This window comes from Rodentibacter caecimuris (assembly GCF_010587025.1).
Taxonomy (GTDB): Bacteria; Pseudomonadota; Gammaproteobacteria; order Enterobacterales; family Pasteurellaceae; genus Rodentibacter; species Rodentibacter caecimuris.
In genome coordinates this window covers 2,120,472-2,138,687 of sequence record NZ_CP040863.1, presented here as the reverse complement: position 1 = coordinate 2,138,687, position 18,216 = coordinate 2,120,472, and the positions used below count along the sequence as shown (strand labels likewise).

Annotated in this window: 21 protein-coding genes and 2 pseudogenes; 12 read left to right on the top strand and 11 right to left on the bottom strand. The window is 37.6% G+C overall.

Annotation, left to right across the window (positions count from 1 at the left end):
- Positions 1–51: 51 nt before the first annotated feature.
- Entirely contained in the window at positions 52–1,335 is a 1,284-nt protein-coding gene (locus tag FEE42_RS10515) for a surface lipoprotein assembly modifier (RefSeq protein WP_164028837.1), read from the bottom strand.
- Between the two features lie 54 nt (positions 1,336–1,389).
- Positions 1,390–1,992 (bottom strand): factor H binding protein domain-containing protein, encoded by a 603-nt coding sequence (locus FEE42_RS10510; protein ID WP_164028507.1) that lies wholly within the window; start codon positions 1,990–1,992, stop codon positions 1,390–1,392.
- 150 nt (positions 1,993–2,142) lie between these two features.
- Here FEE42_RS10510 and FEE42_RS10505 point away from each other — a divergent pair, with 150 nt between their 5' ends.
- Together FEE42_RS10505 and smpB are read left to right on the top strand one after the other, a co-directional pair.
- Positions 2,143–2,424 carry a helix-turn-helix domain-containing protein gene (locus tag FEE42_RS10505; RefSeq protein WP_164028506.1) on the top strand — a complete coding sequence of 94 codons (282 nt, stop codon included), beginning with the start codon at positions 2,143–2,145 and terminating at the stop codon, positions 2,422–2,424.
- Positions 2,425–2,625: 201 nt separating this feature from the next.
- Positions 2,626–3,108, top strand: a complete 483-nt coding sequence (smpB, locus tag FEE42_RS10500; protein WP_059367850.1) for an SsrA-binding protein SmpB — start codon at positions 2,626–2,628, stop codon at positions 3,106–3,108.
- A 70-nt stretch (positions 3,109–3,178) separates the two neighbouring features.
- On the opposite strand, the gene cgtA is transcribed toward smpB, so the two are convergent.
- The 4 genes from cgtA to rplU form a co-directional block, all read right to left on the bottom strand.
- Positions 3,179–4,351 (bottom strand): Obg family GTPase CgtA, encoded by a 1,173-nt coding sequence (gene cgtA / locus FEE42_RS10495; RefSeq protein WP_059367853.1) that lies wholly within the window; start codon positions 4,349–4,351, stop codon positions 3,179–3,181.
- Positions 4,352–4,384: 33 nt separating this feature from the next.
- Positions 4,385–5,308 (bottom strand): DMT family transporter, encoded by a 924-nt coding sequence (locus tag FEE42_RS10490; RefSeq protein ID WP_059367856.1) that lies wholly within the window; start codon positions 5,306–5,308, stop codon positions 4,385–4,387.
- An 83-nt stretch (positions 5,309–5,391) separates the two neighbouring features.
- The gene (gene rpmA, locus FEE42_RS10485; RefSeq protein WP_005760959.1) at positions 5,392–5,649 is read right to left on the bottom strand and encodes a 50S ribosomal protein L27; all 258 of its coding nucleotides are present in this window, start codon (positions 5,647–5,649) and stop codon (positions 5,392–5,394) included.
- 20 nt (positions 5,650–5,669) lie between these two features.
- Positions 5,670–5,981: a 50S ribosomal protein L21 gene (gene rplU / locus FEE42_RS10480; RefSeq protein ID WP_005626416.1), complete on the bottom strand. Its 312-nt coding sequence runs from the start codon at positions 5,979–5,981 to the stop codon at positions 5,670–5,672.
- A 214-nt stretch (positions 5,982–6,195) separates the two neighbouring features.
- Between rplU and ispB the strand changes: the two genes are divergently transcribed.
- From ispB to psiE, 3 genes are all read left to right on the top strand, one after another.
- Entirely contained in the window at positions 6,196–7,185 is a 990-nt protein-coding gene (gene ispB / locus FEE42_RS10475) for an octaprenyl diphosphate synthase (protein ID WP_135968729.1), read from the top strand.
- Between the two features lie 46 nt (positions 7,186–7,231).
- Positions 7,232–7,954: an epoxyqueuosine reductase QueH gene (locus FEE42_RS10470; RefSeq protein WP_164028505.1), complete on the top strand. Its 723-nt coding sequence runs from the start codon at positions 7,232–7,234 to the stop codon at positions 7,952–7,954.
- 84 nt (positions 7,955–8,038) lie between these two features.
- Positions 8,039–8,455: a phosphate-starvation-inducible protein PsiE gene (gene psiE / locus FEE42_RS10465; protein ID WP_059367866.1), complete on the top strand. Its 417-nt coding sequence runs from the start codon at positions 8,039–8,041 to the stop codon at positions 8,453–8,455.
- A gap of 198 nt (positions 8,456–8,653) precedes the next feature.
- On the opposite strand, the pseudogene tnpA reads toward psiE, so the two are convergent.
- The 4 genes and pseudogenes from tnpA to mutY form a co-directional block, all read right to left on the bottom strand.
- Positions 8,654–9,084 (bottom strand): annotated as a pseudogene (tnpA, locus tag FEE42_RS10460) (IS200/IS605 family transposase).
- Between the two features lie 207 nt (positions 9,085–9,291).
- The gene (gene mltC, locus FEE42_RS10455) at positions 9,292–10,371 is read right to left on the bottom strand and encodes a membrane-bound lytic murein transglycosylase MltC (RefSeq protein ID WP_164028504.1); all 1,080 of its coding nucleotides are present in this window, start codon (positions 10,369–10,371) and stop codon (positions 9,292–9,294) included.
- A 14-nt stretch (positions 10,372–10,385) separates the two neighbouring features.
- The gene (locus tag FEE42_RS10450) at positions 10,386–10,658 is read right to left on the bottom strand and encodes an oxidative damage protection protein (RefSeq protein WP_059367872.1); all 273 of its coding nucleotides are present in this window, start codon (positions 10,656–10,658) and stop codon (positions 10,386–10,388) included.
- Positions 10,636–11,764, bottom strand: a pseudogene (gene mutY / locus FEE42_RS10445) (A/G-specific adenine glycosylase). Before mutY ends, FEE42_RS10450 begins: the two are co-directional and overlap by 23 nt.
- Before the next feature lie 225 nt (positions 11,765–11,989).
- On the opposite strand from mutY, the gene rpmE reads away from it, so the two are divergent.
- The 5 genes from rpmE (at position 11,990) to metJ (ending at position 15,349) form a co-directional block, all read left to right on the top strand.
- Positions 11,990–12,202, top strand: coding sequence for a 50S ribosomal protein L31 (gene rpmE / locus FEE42_RS10440; protein ID WP_005655540.1), 213 nt, complete (start codon positions 11,990–11,992; stop codon positions 12,200–12,202).
- Positions 12,203–12,297: 95 nt separating this feature from the next.
- Entirely contained in the window at positions 12,298–13,116 is an 819-nt protein-coding gene (locus FEE42_RS10435) for a glycosyltransferase family 25 protein (protein WP_164028503.1), read from the top strand.
- 4 nt (positions 13,117–13,120) lie between these two features.
- A complete protein-coding gene (locus tag FEE42_RS10430; protein WP_077545045.1) occupies positions 13,121–14,089 on the top strand; it encodes a glycosyltransferase family 8 protein in 969 nt (322 codons plus the stop codon).
- On the top strand, positions 14,086–14,826 hold the full coding sequence (locus FEE42_RS10425; RefSeq protein ID WP_164028502.1) for a glycosyltransferase family 25 protein: 741 nt from the start codon (positions 14,086–14,088) through the stop codon (positions 14,824–14,826). Before FEE42_RS10430 ends, FEE42_RS10425 begins: the two co-directional genes overlap by 4 nt.
- Positions 14,827–15,031: 205 nt before the next feature.
- Positions 15,032–15,349: a met regulon transcriptional regulator MetJ gene (metJ, locus tag FEE42_RS10420; protein WP_059367892.1), complete on the top strand. Its 318-nt coding sequence runs from the start codon at positions 15,032–15,034 to the stop codon at positions 15,347–15,349.
- Here the strand turns inward: metJ and FEE42_RS10415 are convergent.
- Positions 15,346–15,738, bottom strand: a complete 393-nt coding sequence (locus FEE42_RS10415) for a Cu(I)-responsive transcriptional regulator (RefSeq protein ID WP_059367893.1) — start codon at positions 15,736–15,738, stop codon at positions 15,346–15,348. The genes metJ and FEE42_RS10415 overlap by 4 nt on opposite strands.
- Before the next feature lie 83 nt (positions 15,739–15,821).
- On the opposite strand from FEE42_RS10415, the gene FEE42_RS10410 reads away from it, so the two are divergent.
- Together FEE42_RS10410 and FEE42_RS10405 are read left to right on the top strand one after the other, a co-directional pair.
- On the top strand, positions 15,822–16,028 hold the full coding sequence (locus FEE42_RS10410) for a heavy-metal-associated domain-containing protein (protein WP_164028500.1): 207 nt from the start codon (positions 15,822–15,824) through the stop codon (positions 16,026–16,028).
- Positions 16,012–18,186 (top strand): heavy metal translocating P-type ATPase, encoded by a 2,175-nt coding sequence (locus tag FEE42_RS10405; protein WP_255204594.1) that lies wholly within the window; start codon positions 16,012–16,014, stop codon positions 18,184–18,186. The genes FEE42_RS10410 and FEE42_RS10405 overlap by 17 nt, the downstream gene beginning before the upstream one ends.
- The last annotated feature ends 30 nt before the right edge of the window (positions 18,187–18,216 follow it).

Sequence of the window (18,216 nt, the reverse complement as noted above, 5' to 3'; positions counted from 1 at the left end):
TGCTTTCTCTTCCTTTTTATGGGCGAATCCGGTTCGCCCTCAACCTCAATATTAAAATGTCTTTTCAAAAATAATGATAAGATTCTGCGTTTTATAATGATAAAGGGTCTTCAAATTACTCTGCTGTTTTCGCCATTCAAAAGTTAATTTAGGCGTAATGCCATAAAGATGCCAGTCCCGTTTCCATACTTGAGCAAGAAATGTATAAATTTTATCTTTTCGAGTCTTACCAAGAGGAATTATGCCGCCAAGTACGGCATCCGCTTTAAATTGGCGTTGGATAAACCCAATGTTGAGTTTTGTTGAAATTCCCCATTGATATTCTTGCAGCCAGCCTAGTCTGATATTTTTAATCATTGAACTATATTGGCGTTCTAGCAGTTTTTCTTCTGCTAACGCCGTACCGATATACAAAATTTGTTTGGGATTGCGATACCAAATAAAGGTTGTGGAAATAGTATTAATTCGGCCGGCTTGGGGATTATCTTTAAAAAAATGCCTTTTCTCGCTAGAAAGTGATGTTTGATTTTGCCAATTTTGTGATAACCACAGGCTATAGCTTAATTCAATGCCATTTGACCAATGAAATACCTCACCACCATACCAACGCTTTTCAAAAAAGGGTTGGATTCGGAAGATAAAATCATTCTTTTTGTAAGCATAACCAAGTAAAGTACGGTTAAAAAGATCATCAAATTGATGATTATCCCAGTAGGTTTTACCGAGAATATCGTTACTTACACTCAAATAATGGGAATTGACTAAATTAAAATCACGATTCACGCCGAAAGAATATGCTACACCTGTGGCTTTTTGAGGTAACATTTTTGAATTTTTGACAAACCCTGTATTTTCAATGGCCGGTGAAGAGGAAACATTGTCAACATTATTTGTTTTAAGAAACGCAATACTGCCCTCAACTTGCCAGGCGTTACGCTCATTAATCGCGTCAATATAACGATTAATCCGTTCATAAGCGGAAGCGGGTAAATCTTTAACGCTTTTCACTTTATCCAGTTGCAATCTCGCCGCCCAGTCTTGACGATCAACAAATAACGCAATGGCTAGTTCCATACGGATAGAATGAAGCTCAGGACGTTCGCTAATGATTTGTCTATAAATTTTAATAGCTTGCCCATAATCTTGGCGTAAAAACGCTAACTTAGCTTGGCTGTAATCAAGTAACGTTTTATCCGTGTGTGGCTGAGCTTGATACTGCACAAGCAAATTTTGAATATGGGTGGTATCTCCTTGATAAATAGCTTGCTTGAGCGATTCTTCAAGCTCACTTGAATAAACAACGGAACTGACTAAACAGAAAAAAGAATAAAATATCGCATAATAAAAAACTGCCTATTAATTTCTAAAAATCATAGGCAGCCAAACTGGTTAGTAACGGATACCGCCAAAAGAGGTATCATAGCTATCATTGTTAAAATCAACGATACCCGCAGCTTCTTTTGCCCCATTACCGAATAATCCGCCTTGATAAGTGCCTTTTTCTAACAAGGTAGACGCTTCTCCCTTAAATTCCGTTCCATTGAGTTGGGTTCTGTGTAGCGTAATATCTTGACTACGTCCGTCATTTAACAAACTAAATTCAATTTTTCCATCGACAGATTTTTGATCAAAATCTACATTTAAGGTTGTTTTTCCGCCTCGACTTGGATTGCCTGTCATTCCACTTACCCAATAGGCATCCCCCACATAAGTTGCCGAACCGGAAGGTAAATTGGTTGCTTTCGTACCTTGAAAGCGGGTTTCTTTTACTGTTTTGGCGTCATTTATCCAAAGACCGTAGAAGGAGTCATTATTATTTTTGCCATAAAACTCGCCATCAGCGGTTTTTGCTGACACGTGTCCTTTTGGACTATTCGTCAAATCAATTTTGGTGCCATCGGGTGTCGTTGCAGTACCAGTACCAGCACCACCGCCGCTACCACAAGCAGTCAAAAATCCGGCAAGAATAATAGAAAGCAAATATTTTTTCATAGGAAACCTCTTAAATGAGTGAAATATAGAAATTTTACGGGTTACCTATCTATAGATAAGTAAACAAATTTAATTTCACTTATCTATAGCTCTGTTTTCAAGCCTAAAAAACGACAAAATGTGAATAAATGAGTATTTTGAAGATTAATAATGGCACAGTTATTGGCAGCAGCGGCAGATAAATCAATTGGGCAGCGCATTCAACAAAAAAGAAAAGAATTTGGCTACTCTGCAGAGAGGTTATCGGAATGTATCAATTTATCTCAGCAGCAACTTTCTCGTTATGAACGTGGCGTAAGTAAAATCAATGTAAATCATTTGATTGATATTGCGATCTTTTTTAACACCCCTATCAGTTGGTTTTTTCAAGATTGTATGCCCGCGGCATTAATGCAAGAAGAATTAAAAGAAGTGGAAATCAATCAAAAATAGGATAACTTATCCAATCTGCAAAAACGAGCCTTTGTGGCCTTTTTGGATACGCTGAATAAGGGGTAATAAAGTCAGTTTTTTAGCTTGGTTTCCTTATTTTCAGTTTAAATTCTCTCCATTCCTCTCTCTTTTAATTACCCGACTTTGCGATCAAGAAACATATTCGGTAAAATCAGCAAAAATTTAAACACATAATGAGTTATGACAAAAAAGAAAGTAAAACCGGGTTCAAATACTATCGCCCTTAATAAACGAGCCCGCCATGATTATTTCATTGAAGATGAAATTGAGGCAGGGCTGGAATTACAAGGCTGGGAAGTCAAATCCATGCGTGCGGGTAAGGCAAATATTAGCGACAGCTACATTATTTTCAAAAATGGAGAAGCCTATTTATTTGGGGCGACTATCCAGCCACTCAGTTTGGCTTCAACCCATGTCGTATGTGATCCTACTCGAACCCGAAAACTCCTACTCAACAAGCGGGAATTAGAATCGCTTTTTGGTAAAGCCGGTCGTGACGGATTCACCATTGTTGCTCTTTCTCTTTACTGGAAAGGTGCTTGGGCAAAAATTAAAATCGGTTTGGCTAAAGGGAAAAAACAACATGATAAACGCGATGACATTAAAGATCGCGAATGGCGAGTAGCAAAAGAGCGAATTATGAAAAATGCCAATCGTGGATAATTTTTCTATCTAAAAAAATAAAGTGCGGTCGATTTTAACAATGAAATCAACCGCACTTTTGTTAGACGGATTAAGGTTTGTAAATAAACTCTATACCTTCGTCATCTTCTTCTGTCCAATCATCATCCCAATCGTCCTCATCTTCTAATTGATGCTCCGCCAATTGTTCTTGATGATAATCTTCCCATTTAAATTTGACCTCTTCCGGTGCGAGCTGCTGTTCTTCCGTTTCTCGTGGATGAGCTTCAATAAAATCCATAATATCACGACAGAGCGAAGAAACATTCTTACCTGTCGCCGCTGAGATTAAGTAATACTCTTCATCCCATCCCAAGCGTTCGGCAATGTCTTTTGCACACTCATGAGCTTCTTCATCAGTCATCGTATCAATTTTATTGAACACCAACCAACGCGGTTTTTCAGCTAATTTTTCACTGTATTGGAACAATTCAGATTCAATAATAGCGACATTATCCGCCGGATCAGAACCATCAATCGGACGGATATCCACAAGATGAATAAGCACTCGACAGCGTTCCAAGTGTTTTAGGAAACGAATCCCTAAGCCGGCACCTTCTGCCGCCCCCTCAATCAATCCCGGAATATCAGCAACGACAAAGCTACGGGCTTCATCCATTTTTACCACACCAAGACTTGGTACCAACGTTGTAAACGGATAATCCGCTACTTTAGGTTTTGCCGCCGATACAGCCCGAATAAAGGTTGATTTGCCCGCATTAGGTAAACCCAACATCCCTACATCGGCAAGTAGCATAAGCTCTAGTAGTAGATCACGCTTTTCTCCCGGTGTTCCCATTGTTTTTTGACGGGGTGCACGATTGACGGAAGATTTAAAGCGGGTGTTCCCCAAGCCATGATACCCCCCTTTTGCCACCAACATTTTTTGACCATGTTTGGTTAAATCGCCTAAGGTTTCTTTTGTATCATTATCAATGGCACGGGTTCCTACAGGTACAGGTAACGTAATATCTTTACCACGGCGACCGGTACAATCGGAGCTGCGACCATTTTCACCACGTTCTGCAGCAAAACGTTTGTTAAAGCGATAATCGATTAACGTATTAAGGTTTTCGTCGGCAATTAGATAGACATCACCACCATCACCGCCATCACCGCCATCCGGCCCGCCTTTGGGGATAAATTTCTCACGGCGAAAACTAACACAGCCGTTTCCACCGTCTCCCGCTTCCACTCGAATTAGGGATTCATCTATAAACTTCATTAAAACTCTCCAAAATTTGACCGCACTTTTATATTATTTCGCATTGTGCGGTGATAGTAATTTATGTCCGATTGCAGATAAAATTGCTCCGCATACTACAACAAATGCCCCGATATAGCTAATGCTATTTAATTCCGGCGCCGCAAAATGATTTGGACTTATATTATGGCTGATATGAGAAAATAAAATCGTGAAAAGCGGCACTAACATCACCACAACACTCACTTTCGAAACATCCCAGCGATTTAATGCTTCTGCGTAAGAGCCATAACCGATTAATGTATTGAGACAGCAATAAATAAAACAAATCAGGGTAAAAGGAGTTAAGTCTTGTACCTGTGAAAACTCAGCCATAGGCGTAAACACAATCACACAGCCAAAATACATCATTAATAAAATTTGTTGCGAACTAAATTTACGTAACATTAACTTTTGTGCCATTCCGTACGCAACCCATACCAACGAAGCCGTAACACTTAAAATAACGCCAATTGAATACTGATTAAGTTCGGTAAAAATATTAAGACGATCATTAAAAAATAACCCAAGACCGATTAGTAAAAGCAAGATTCCAACTTTTTGGTGTAACCCTAGCTTTTCCTTAAAAATAATCACACTACTGATTAACATCCCAAAAGAGGATAGATGAATGAAAATTTGTGCAACTGAGGGGTCAATATAATTTAATGAATGGCTAAAGAGCAAAAAATTACCGGCGAGTCCAAGTACTCCGATGATTGCAAGCCAAGCATATCGCCCAATTTTCCTAAATTCGGGCAATTTCTTTTTATAAGCCAGCAAAATAAAGAGAGCAATCGTAGCAACAACAAAACGATACCACACAATAGTTTGCGCATTCATTGCCGATAATACTTGTTTCAATGCGATAGGTAATGATCCCCAAGCCATTGCTGTAATCAATGCAAAAGTAAAGCCTAATAGCGGTTGTTGTTTCATAGTTACTCGCTTTGTTAGAAGTTAAAAAGACAAAAACGCCCCACAAAAGTTTTGCAGGGCGCTTCAATCAAATAAGTTTTAAATTATTCAGTAACAATACTTACATATTTACGGCTTTTTTCGCCTTTTACTTCAAATTTAACTTTACCATCTGCAGTTGCAAATAGGGTGTGATCTCTCCCCATACCTACATTGCTACCGGCATGGAATTTCGTGCCACGTTGACGAACGATAATGCTGCCTGCTAATACAGATTCGCCACCGAAACGTTTAACACCAAGGCGTTTAGCTTCAGAATCGCGACCGTTACGGGTTGAACCACCAGCTTTTTTAGTTGCCATCTATTTGATCTCCTCTGAAATTATGCTTGAATCCCAGTGATTTTCACTTCAGTGAACCACTGGCGATGACCTTGTTGTTTACGGCTGTGTTTGCGACGACGGAATTTAACGATTTTAACTTTCTCGCCACGACCTTGTGCAACTACTTCAGCCACTACTTTTGCACCCGCAACTACCGGTGCACCAATTTTAACATCTTCACCGTTAACGACCATCAACACTGAATCGAACTCAACTGTTGCACCAGTTGCAAGTTCAAGTTTTTCTAAACGAACAACCTGACCTTCGCTCACACGGTGTTGTTTACCGCCACTTTGGAAAACTGCGTACATAAATACTCCGCTTAATTGTGTTTCTCTGCCCTTGGCAGCCCACACTTCAAAATTCATATAAAATAGGTCGCAAATTCTATGAGAAAAACGATCTCATAGCAAGAATTTATTTACAATAAAATAAAAAAATTCCCTTTTCTAACGGATTAATTTTAGAAAAAATAAAAACTCAGGTAAAATGTACCGCACTTTTATTTGGGAACAAGCGTAAAAGATGAAAAAACAAGATTTAATGGATATGCGCGCCATTCAACAATTAGCTGAGCCTGATATGCAAAAAGTCAATCAGAATATTCTTACTCAGCTTGATTCCGACGTCGCACTGGTTAACCAGCTCGGCTTTTACATCGTTCAAGCCGGCGGAAAAAGGATCCGGCCGTTGATCGCCGTGCTTGCGGCACGATCTTTAGGTTTCCAAGGGGATAACGCTATTACTTGTGCCACTTTCGTGGAATTTATCCATACCGCTTCCCTATTACACGATGATGTCGTTGATGAATCGGATATGCGCCGTGGTCGTGCTACCGCAAATGCCGAATTCGGGAATGCCGCAAGCGTGTTGGTCGGTGATTTTATTTATACACGCGCATTCCAACTTGTTGCTCAATTGGAATCCTTAAAAATTCTTCGTATCATGGCTGATGCCACCAATGTCCTTGCGGAGGGTGAAGTGCAACAGTTAATGAACGTGAACGATCCGGAGACCAGTGAAGCCAATTATATGCGTGTGATCTACAGCAAAACCGCACGTTTATTTGAGGTCGCAGGCCAAGCTGCGGCAATTGTTGCAAATGCAACGGAAAGCCAAGAAAAAGCCTTACAAGATTATGGTCGTTATCTTGGTACAGCATTTCAGCTTGTTGATGATGTGCTAGATTATAGTGCAAGCGCACAAGATTTGGGTAAAAACATCGGTGATGACTTGATGGAAGGAAAACCGACCCTACCTTTATTGCACGCCATGCGCCACGGCAATACCGAACAGTCTGCCTTGATTCGTGAAGCGATTGAACAGGGCGGTAAACGTGAGTGTATTGATGAAATATTGGCAATTATGGCGGAGCACAAATCACTGGATTATGCAATGGAACGGGCAAAGCAAGAAGCACAAAAAGCCGTTGATGCGATTTCAGTTCTACCGGAAAACCAATACACACAAGCATTAATATCCTTGGCATATTTATCCGTAGATAGAACTTACTAACAATTGGAATATTTTATTCCTTTTTCTACTTTTAGATGATCACTTTATGAATAACGTGAAAACACAGAATACAACTCATTTTCAACCTACACGATCTAAGAAGGTTCGCAAAGATCCTAATGCACCTTTTATTCGCGAAAAGTTAGAATTACCGAACGGACACAATAAGCTTCTTCTTCATTCTTGTTGCGCCCCTTGTTCCGGTGAAGTTATGGAGGCAATTCTAGCTTCCGGTATTGAATTTACGATTTATTTTTACAACCCAAATATTCACCCATTAAAAGAATATTTAATCCGTAAAGAAGAAAATATTCGTTTTGCCAAAAAATTCGGTATTCCGTTTATTGATGCGGATTACGATCGCCAAAATTGGTTTGACCGTGCCAAAGGTATGGAATGGGAACCGGAGCGCGGTATTCGCTGTACCATGTGTTTTGATATGCGTTTTGAAAAGGCGGCTGAATATGCTCATAAACACGGTTTTCCTATTTTTACCAGTTGTCTTGGCATATCCCGTTGGAAAGATATGAACCAAATTAATGGTTGCGGTCACCGGGCGGCTGAAAAATATGATGATGTCATTTACTGGGATTACAACTGGCGTAAAGAAGGCGGTTCGCAGCGAATGATCGAAATCAGTAAACGTGAACGTTTTTATCAACAAGAATATTGTGGCTGTGTCTATTCGTTACGCGATAGCAATAAATGGCGTGAAGAAACCGGTCGTCATAAAATTGAAATAGGAAAACTCTATTACTCACCAGATTAAAATACGAGAAAAAATGACCGCACTTTCGCCAAATACCGATTAGCCTGTAAATATTTTTTACTGAAAAATAAACGAAAGAAAAAAATGGAAGAGAACCAATTAGAAAAATTACCGGCATTTGTTATTAACATACTTAAATATGTATTAAGTACGGCACTTATCGCACTTTCTATTGTTTTGATCATTGCCTTAGCCAAAATCACTTATTCTCTTGCCTTAATGGTGATAAATCCTTCTACAGTGGTGCCTTATGCTTTGGCAGAACAAGCTGTAATGTTTTTCTTGTATTTCGGTTTTATCGGCTTAATTGTTCAATATTTTAAAAGCGGCTATCATTTTCCATTACGTTATTTTATTTATGCCGGTATAACGGCAATGCTCCGATTAATAATTGTGAGTCATGAAAATGCAGTAGATACTCTTCTATTTGCCGGTGCAATTTTAATTATGGTACTTGCACTCTGTTTAGTGCTTTATTCCAATAAATTAAAAAATTTCTAGAAAGAAAATACACAACAATATAGTGTATTTCAGGTTGATAAGATGGTTAAAATAACAATCCGCCCTAAAACGAGCGATTTTTAGGCTACTCTATAAGTGCCTAGTACTTCACATGCCCCTGAGGGGCATGTGAAAAGACCGACAACCACACTATAACTTTATGGCTTACCCCTTAAAGGGGTCTACATGTTCTTTCTTCTATAAATTATCCTGAATCATATCTTCTTTTTCTTGATTCCTTATATATTCTTCGACTACTTTTGTATTTACCCCTACCGTACTTACATAGCACCCCTTTGACCAAAAGTGTCTATTTCCATATTGATATTTCAGATTCACATGCCTTTCAAATATCATCAGCGAAGATTTACCTTTCAAGTATCCCATAAAACTTGATACTGCCAACTTTGGGGGAATCTTCAAAAGCATATGAATGTGAGATATTTCATTGCATGAGCTTCCAGAATTTCGACTTCTTTATAACTACACAGCTGTCTTAATATTCTTCCTAATATCTACTCGCAATTTTCCATAAATTGCCTTTCTTCAATACTTCGGGATAAAGACTATATGATACTTACAGTTCCATCTTGTGTGTGACTTGAATCGTCATTGGATTTACTTGCCATGACTTGTCCTACTATATGCTGAATTTTGTTTGTCAGCCTTATTCATTATAGGAGGATTTTATTTGCTCACCGCTTAAGCTTTTTGATTACATATGTATAGCGTATATTTTTATGCTCAGACCTTGCCTGAGTATAACAACACCTAAAGGCAATCGTTGAAACGATTGCCTTTAAGTTAAGAAAGACAGTGGAATTTTTGATGATAGATTATCGTCTTACACGGAATTTTTTCTGTGCTTGATCGACTTTCAAAAGATAGTTCCGGGCTTGTGATGACGGATGCATTGTTGTAAGAATACGATAAATCTGCTCCGGATACATTTGATTGATTTTGTAAATAGCTTCATCTTTATCGTTATCAAACACACGTAATACCGCACCCGCACCGCTATTATAAGCGGAAATCATTGCAAATCGTTTGGATGCAGGGTTCGTAATACCATCCAAGTATCGATTTTGTAGAAGCCATAAGTAGGATACACCGGCATCAATATTATTCGCCGGATCGTACAGATAACGTGCGGAAGGCTGACCGCCTCGCCCTTTCATGGCAAAAACATCACGTCCTGCTGTGTGTGGTACGACTTGCATTAAGCCGATAGCATTAGCATAGCTAATCGCATAAGGATTGAAACTGGATTCGGTTTGCATAATCCCTAAAATCAAACTTTCATCAATACCATAGCGTTGTGCTGCTTTTCGTATTAATGGTAAGTATTTTTGTGCACGAACTTCAACGTGGTTAGCAATCATTGGAATCGCAACAAACTGTACCATATTACCGTTTTGTAGGTGGCGGGTTTGTAGTTTGTTTTGAATTAAATAGGTAGCAAAATTGCCGGCAATAAATTGGTTTGAAATTTGTTGTCCGTTGTTATCGACTACTTGCCCTAAAAGGAAGGGTCTAGAACTAATCGGCACATCTCCTGAGGCAAATAAATCAATCCCTTTTGCATCAGACCCCATTAATAAAGTGTGTACAATGGCATTATGTAATCGATTGAGGTCTCTTTGTGTCTCAATCACTATGTTGCCTTCATCAAAACTCACATGGCTACGAGTATAGAAAGAATCTGTATATTTCACGTAGTCTTTACGGCTGGCGACGAGTAATTCGTTTACCCCCCAAATGCGGTCAATATTGTGAGAGAACTGTCCGATGAGAATATCTAAGCCTTGCGTATCTTTCGCAAACACTTCATCGTAATTAATACCTCGATGACGGTTAGAAGAATCACCACAGGCATACAAAAATGGCAGTAATGCCAATAACAAATACTTTTTCATTATCTTATTGCCGATTAATTTGATGGAGGAGTATAACCTTCAATATGGACTTCTTTACCTTCAAACAAAAAATTTATCATCTCTTGTTCGAGTAGTTTACGGTGTTCCGTATTCATCATATTGAGTTTTTTCTCATTGACGAGCATCGTTTGTTTTTTTATCCATTCTCCCCAAGCCTGTTTACTGATTGAATCGAAAATTCGTTTACCCAATTCCCCCGGATAAAGCTGGAAATCTAAACCTTCGGCTTCTTTTTTGAGATATTCACAAAATACTATCCTCGCCATCATTACTCCTTACAAATTGTGTTAATAAATTTTTTACAGGTTGGGCTAACCCGATATGTTCGGGATTTTTCGGATCATACCAATATTTGACCGTACTTGATAGATTTGGTTTATATTCTTTTGTTTTTTCCATCAATTTATGCCAATCTCGATTTTCCTGTTCGGCTCGAATATTGTTGACTTCAGCGTAAATCGGGTGAATATCTAAATGAAAATGGCTGAATGTGTGGCGAAAACTCGGCCAAGCTTGATAGTGAGAAATACCTTCGCTTGATAAATAAGTCAGCAAATCTTCTTGTGATTCAAATTGCGGAAAACAAAATAATCCCCCCCATATCCCCGAGTTTTCCCGTTGTTCTAGCCATACTTTGCCATTTTTCGACAAAATCAAAAAATAAGTCTCTTTTTCCGGTAACGTTTTTTTAGGCTTTTTACCGGGAAATTGTGCCCAACTTTCATCTTTATGGGCTAAGCAATTTTTTTTCAGAGGACAAAGATCACATTTGGGTTTTGTTCGCGTACAAACCATCGCACCAATATCCATCATTGCCTGATTAAAATCTGCCACACGCGCTGTCGGGGTGACTTGCTCCGTTAAATGCCACAAATGATTTTCTACCTTTTTTTCGCCCGGCCAACCATTCACTGCAAAATAACGTGAGAGTACGCGTTTTACATTACCGTCTAATATCGGGTATGGTTGATCCAATACGGAAGATAAAATAGCACCGGCAGTAGAACGCCCAATCCCTGGTAATGCCCAAACTTGTTCAAAGTCTGTTGGAAAAACTCCATTAAATTCATCCCGAATTTTTTGTGCCGTCTTATGTAAGTTTCGTGCCCGTGCGTAGTAGCCTAGCCCTGTCCATAAATGAAGCACTTCATCTTGTGAAGCATTTGCAAGTGCGCTCAAATTTGGAAAGGTTTTAATAAATCGTTCGAAATAGGGAATAACTGTTGTAACTTGAGTTTGTTGTAGCATAACTTCCGAAAGCCAAACGCCATACAGTGTTTTGTTGCCAAGGCAAATGTTTACGTCCGAATTTGTCGTACCATCGTAGTACGACTTTAGTAAAAGGTGAATTAGGGGGAGATTGAGCTATCATAACTTTCCTAAATTACTAGATTAAAAGTGCGGTCAAAAATTAAATGAATTTTTATTATTTCTTTAAAGAAAACAGAGGCTGATTTTACCATTTAGCCCCTCTTGATCAATCTCATTTTTCCAGTATAATCTGCGGTCTATTTGGTGCCGGATAACGGCGATTATTAACTCACGCGGTGTAGGAAGAGAGTTCCTATAGCGGCGTGGCTTCATTTTGAGGTTTTCTATGAAACAAGGTATTCACCCAGAATATAAAGAAATTACAGCGACTTGCTCATGTGGTAACGTGATTAAAACCCGTTCAACTTTGGGCAAAGACATCAATCTTGATGTGTGTGGTAACTGCCACCCATTCTACACCGGTAAACAGCGTGTTGTAGATACAGGCGGTCGTGTTGAACGTTTCAACAGCCGTTTCAAAATCCCAAGTTCAAAATAATTTGGATTTTTCAGAACCCCGTCTTTTGGCGGGGTTTTGTTTTTTCATCATTCAAGGTAGAATGGTAAAAACACAAACCAATGTTATGGTTTTCTATGCATACCAATTATGTAATTAGCCTTACTACAGCTACTCAACGGCGTGAGCATATCAAAAAGGAATTTGGTCGTCATAATATTTCTTTTGAATTTTATGATGCACTTGTTCCGTCAGAATATCTTAACCAACTTATTCAAATGCATTTGCCCAATTTAGCTCAAGCAAAACTTTCGGAAGGTGAAAAAGCTTGTTTTATGAGCCATTATATGCTTTGGAAAAAGTGTATTGATGAAAATTTACCTTATATTTATATTTTTGAAGATGATGTATTGCTTGGTGAAGATGCCCATTTGTTTTTAGAGGAAGATAAGTGGCTGGATGAGCGATTTAATCTCAATGATAAATTTGTTTTAAGGTTTGAGACTTTTTTGAAACCAGCAAAATGTGAAGATATTAAAATAATTTCATATAAGTCAAGGGAAATTTTAAAGTTATTGGGAGAGCAATATGGTCTAGCTTCTTATGTTATCTCGTATAAGGCTATAAAAGAATTGTGTCTTTTAATATCAAATTTACCTTCTAAAAAACTGGATGCGATTGATATATTAGTTTTTAGAGATTTTCTTAACACTAGCAATGTTATTAGTTATCAACTTATACCGGCTATTGTTGTACAAGAACTACAATGGAACAAGAATAAGAGTTTATTATATAGTCAGCTTGAAGATGAAAGATTTAAATTATTGAAGCACCAAAATAGAGAAAAAAAACCTATTAAAAGAACTTTAAAGGAAAAGATAATAAGAGCTATTAATAAACCTAAAAGATTAATGGATAAGAGAAAACAAAAAAAATATATAATTTTATTTAAGTGATTGTATGTTAAGTAAAGATAAATTGGTTAATAAATATCTTGATATCAAAGTTGGTAATTTAACTAAGGGTAATAATATTGTTTTTTGCTCTGACTTAAAATATTCAAGATATGTTGGTGTTGCTATCTTCTCTATTTTGGAAAATAACCAAGATGATTATTATTGTTTTCATGTGTTTATAACAGATATAACCCAAAAAGATATCGATAAGCTAAAACAATTACCGTTCCAAAATTGTAATATTAGACTGTACTGGTTAAATGATGATGCAGTAAGAGATTTTCAGATAAAAGAGCACTTTTCTTCTGCGATGTACTATCGTGTACTTATTCCTTATATTCTTTACGATGAGATAGATAATTTTCTTTACTTAGATTCTGATGTTTTATGTGTAGGTAATATCAAAGAATTATTTTTTCATAATCTATCTGATAAAGTTGTTGGAGTCGTGCCTGATACGGTTGAGAGTGACCATATAAAAAATTTATATGATTTAGGTTTTACCAAAGAAGGTATTTATTTTAATTCCGGGGTAATGCTAATTAATACTAGAAAATGGATTGAATATAATGTTACAGAAGATTTTTTTAAGCTTATTAATCAGAGAGACTATATTTATCCAGATCAAGATGTGTTAAATATTTTATTAAATAAACATATTTTGATTATATCAGAAAAATATAATTATCAGAGGTGGATAAAAGTATCAAGAAGTGAGTTTTACAAAGAGGCTAACAGTGTAAAAATCATTCATTTTATTGGCCCATTTAAACCTTGGCAGATTGCAGGGTACAATAAGATATATAACAGGTATTATAAAAATTCACCATGGAAAAAGGAGAAACTTGAATATACAAGCTCAACTCTAGGCTTGAAAAAGGCATCTAAATATTTATGGCAAGATGGTAATATTGTAAAGTCAATATATTATCATATAAAGTATTTAGTAAGAAAATTGAAAGGTATTAAATGAATATTCCTATTTATGTAATAAACCTAGAAAAATCAACAGATCGAAAAGCCTATATGCAGGCACAGTTTGATAGTCTATTTGAGCATAATTCAAAGCAAGAAATCTATTTTTTTAAAGGTATTAACGGAAAAGAAAATCCCAATCATCCATTATTTCAACATTATAATGAGAAAAAGAGATTAAGTGTAAAAGGTTATCCATTAACCTTGAACCAATTAGGTTGTTATGCTAGTCACTATTCTATGTGGAAAAAATGTGTAGAACTCAATCGACCTATTATTATTTTAGAGGATGATGCCAAATTTAAAGAGAATTTTTTAGATGTACTTGCTTTTATTAATAGCGATAAAAACATTTTTGAATTTTTTTGGCTACAGCCCGATAGATTAAAAAATAAAAGAAAATTAGTAGCAGATTTTGGCGATTTCTCAATTCAACAATTTAGCAAAGGCTTTATTGGTGCAACAGGGTATTATTTAACTCCAAAAGCAGCAAAAAACTTTTTAGTACAAAGCAAAGAATGGTATTTAACCGTAGATGTAACAATGGATCGTTTCTTTGAAAATAAAGTCCCTCCTTATGCTATTGTTCCGTTTTGTTTAGAGGCCGATTATGAGATTGAATCAACAATCTTTGAAAAACAAAAGAAAGTAAAATCATTTAAAATTATTATAGCAAGAGAGTTATTTAATATAAAAACAATAATTAAGAGACTCATTTATAATATATTGAATTAAAAATTCTACTCAATTAATTTCTCTTTTTAAGAGAGAAGAATTGTATAGGTATATTATTGAATAAATTAAAATGATAGCAAAACGTATCGCTATGATAGTACCAAAAACTTATCATTTAGCCATCTAGATTGTTATTTGGTTCTTTTTTCATTAGAATAACCACATATGATTTAGTTTTAATTTTCTTATTGATTGCAAGGTATTTATGGCAGATTGGAATGGTAAGTATATTAGCCCTTATGCGGAACACGGAAAGAAAAGCGAGCAGGTTAAAAAAATTACAGTGTCAATTCCCATTAAGGTATTGGAAATTTTAACCAATGAACGTACCCGTCGCCAATTAAAAAGCCTACGCCACGCCACCAATAGTGAGTTGCTTTGTGAGGCTTTTCTTCATGCTTTTACCGGTCAACCGTTGCCGACAGATGCTGATTTGATAAAAGATCGTCATGATGAAATTCCGGAAGAAGCAAAAGAAATTATGCGTCAATTAGGCATCGATCCGGAGAGTTGGGATTATTAATTTTCCTTTTTTAATCCGTCCAAAATTGAACATTCGGGGCAATCATTGCCTTGGCATATGTCGTACCAACGTTGTAGTTTGCCTACCATTTCTTCTAATTGTTTAATTTGTTGATTTAATGTAGTGATATGTTTTGCCGTTAATGCTTTCACTTCACCGCTGCTACGGGCAGGGTTATCTTGAAGGGCGAGTAATTGCCCGATTTGCTGTAAGGAAAACCCTACATCTCTTGAATGACGAATAAAATGTAATCGTTCAATATCTTTTTCTTCATAATGACGATAGCCGGAGAAGTTTCTCTGTGCAGGTTTAATTAAACCTAATTTCTCGTAATCCCGAATTTGTTTTGCGGTAAGACCGCTTAATTTTGCAGCTTCACTGATATTCATAAAAACACCTTGACCTTTACCTTAAGTTAAAGTTTATAGTAGCCAGTATTAATTTTTATTCAATAGAAAACAAGGAGAAAATGATGAAAAATGTTCGTTTAACCGTAACAGGGATGCATTGTGGCGGCTGTGTAAAAAGTGTAACGCACGTATTAAAAGAATTAGATGGCGTAGCGCAAGTGAATGTTGCCCTTGAGGGGTATGCAGATATTCAATTTGATGAAAGTAAAGTTTCTGTCACCCGGTTAATTGATGCTATAGAGGAGGCAGGGTTTGACGCAACAGAGTAAAAAAATTGCTCTCCAAATTGAAGGTATGACTTGCCAATCTTGTGCCAGCAGAATTGAAAAAGTTCTCAATAAAAAAACTTTTGTGGAGCAGGCAAATGTGAATTTTGCGGTAGAAGAGGCGCAAGTGGTATTTGATTCGACACAAGCAACCACAGAAGATATTCTTGATATTCTTCATAAAACGGGGTTTAAAGGGATTTTAAAAAACGACCGACAACCTCTGCTACGGGAGAACAAAAAAACGCCTTGGCGACTTTGGCTATTATTGTTAATTAATATTCCTTTTTTAGTTGGGATGATTGGAATGTTGATTGGCAATCATCACTTGATGTTACCCCCTATGTGGCAATTTGTGTTGGCAACCATTGTACAATTTGGTCTCGCTATTCCGTTTTATCAAGGTGCGATTGGGAGTATCCGTGGTGGGTTAGCAAATATGGATGTACTCGTTAGTAGCGGTACACTAACTATTTATTTGTATTCCTCTTATATGCTGTTTTATCACACTGCACAAGGGCATGATGCATTGCATCACATCTATTTTGAAGCCGCTGTTATGGTGATTGGCTTTGTTACTCTTGGTAAGTTTTTGGAAGATCGAACCAAAAAACATAGCTTAAACAGTCTGGATTTATTATTACAACTTACCCCGAAAAAAGTGAATGTTTGGAATGGTGAAACATGGCAAGCGATTCCGCTTGATCAAGTGAAGGTAGGTGATGTATTACTTGCCAATTATGGGGAGCGTATTGCTGCGGATGGCGTTGTTGAAGTCGGTTCAGGGTGGTGTGATGAAAGCCATTTAACCGGTGAATCCATGTCTGAAATGAAGCAAGTTCAAAGTACGGTATTGGCCGGCTCAATGGTGACTGAAGGCAGTTTAACTTATCGTGCCAATCAACTTGGTTCGCAAACGTTGCTTGGCGATATGATGAAGGCGCTTTCCGAAGCACAGGGCACAAAAGCACCGATCGCCCGTTTTGCAGATAAAGTTGCTAGTGTTTTTGTCCCTACAGTTCTCATTATTGCGGCGATAACGTTCGGTCTAACTTGGTGGAGTACGGCAGATATTGGTATGGCAATTATTCATTCGGTCGCGGTGTTAGTGATCGCCTGTCCTTGTGCCTTGGGGCTTGCCACGCCGGCCGCTATTATGGCGGGAATAGGAAAAGCAGTGAATACCGGTGTTTGGTTTAAAGACGCTGCAGCCATGGAAGAAACTGCCTATGTAGATACTGTTGTGTTAGATAAAACAGGCACATTAACGACTGGTAAACTGACAGTCGCGACAGTGTGGCAACCTGAAAGTGCGGTTATTTCCGAAAAAGATTTGTATCGTGTAGCTGCTGCGGTAGAACAACACGCTACGCATCCTATATCAAGAGCAATAGTGCGTTCAGCATTAGAAAAAATATCGACAATACCGACCGCACTTTCTGTAAAAACGGAAGTTGGTGAGGGCGTTTCAGCGGAGGTTGGGGGGATTGGTTTTATTAAAGTGGGTACACCGGAGTTTTGTGGCTTTTATTTACCGAGTCAACTTGATGGTATATGGGATATTGCAAGTATTGTGGCAGTTTCTATTAATGACGAAATCGCCGGTGCGTTTGCCTTAACCGATACATTACGCGAGGATAGTAAACAGGCAATTGAAAGATTACAGAAAAATAATATTGATGTGATTATTATGAGCGGTGATCGCCAACCTGTTGTGGATTATGTCGCACAACAGCTTAATATTGCGACCGCATTCGGTAAACTCAGCCCGCGTGATAAAGCAGCAAAAATTCAGACCTTACAACAAGAAGGACATGTTGTTGCCATGGTGGGCGATGGTATTAATGATGCTGCGGCATTAGTAATGGCAAATGTGAGTTTTGCGATGAAATCAGGTTCTGATTTGGCTGAGCAAGCGGCTTCCGTGACACTAATACGTCAATCGGTAAACCAGCTTGTCGATGGAATTTTTATTGCACAATCAACATTAAAAAATATCAAACAAAATCTCTTTTTTGCGTTAGTTTATAATGTTCTTGGGATTCCTCTTGCCGCCTTGGGTTATTTAAACCCGGTCATTGCTGGAGCCGCGATGGCATTAAGTTCCGTTTCCGTGTTAATGAATGCATTAAGATTAAAACGATTGAAAATTGAACAATAAAATAAAGCGGAATTATCCGCTTTATTTTTT